The 677-nt window shown below is 31.5% G+C and carries 1 protein-coding gene; it reads left to right on the top strand.

All coding sequences use genetic code 11. The features are described 5' to 3' along the window. Nucleotides 1-577, top strand: a 577-nt coding sequence (locus tag CAAU_RS12515) for an RNA-guided endonuclease TnpB family protein (protein ID WP_040306714.1), incomplete at its 5' end; no start/stop codon positions are given. Nucleotides 578-677: the final 100 nt, after the last annotated feature.

Genomic DNA, 677 nt, shown 5'->3' on the forward strand with positions numbered 1-677 from the left:
CAAAGTAATAGGTATAGATTTAGGAGTAAAGCATTTTCTGATAGATAGTGAAGGTAATAAAATATCCAATCCTAAATATCTTATAAAGTTAGAAAAAAGACTTATTAAGGAACAAAGGAAGCTTTCTAAAAAACAATTAGGTAGCAATAACTTTAAGAAACAAGCTAAGAAAGTAGCCAAAATACATGAGAAGATAAGAAACCAAAGGAAAGATTTTTTGCAAAAGTTGTCCTCTAAAATTATAAACGAAAACCAAGTTATAATTTTGGAGGACTTAAAGGTTAAGAATATGTTAAGAAATAACAAACTATCAAAGTCCATATCAGATGTAGCATGGTCAAAATTTGTAAACATGCTTGAATATAAAGCATTATGGTATGGAAGAACAATAGTAAAAGTAGATATGTTTTATCCATCAAGTCAAATATGTAATGTATGTGGTTATAAAAATGAAGAAGTAAAAGACTTAAACGTAAGGGAGTGGGAATGTCCAATATGTAGGACAGTCCATGATAGAGATGTAAATGCAAGTAAAAATATATTAAAAGAAGGAAAGAGCATATTAGGTATAGCATAAGTAAAAACAGTAGGGTAGGGACTACCCGAATTAACGCCTGTGGAGATAGTAGGTTACGAGGTTGATGAAGCAGGAATCCCCCGACTTTAGTCGTGGGAGG

The sequence above is a fragment of the Caloramator australicus RC3 genome (genome assembly GCF_000297115.1).
GTDB classification, from domain to species: Bacteria; Bacillota; Clostridia; order Clostridiales; family Caloramatoraceae; genus Caloramator; species Caloramator australicus.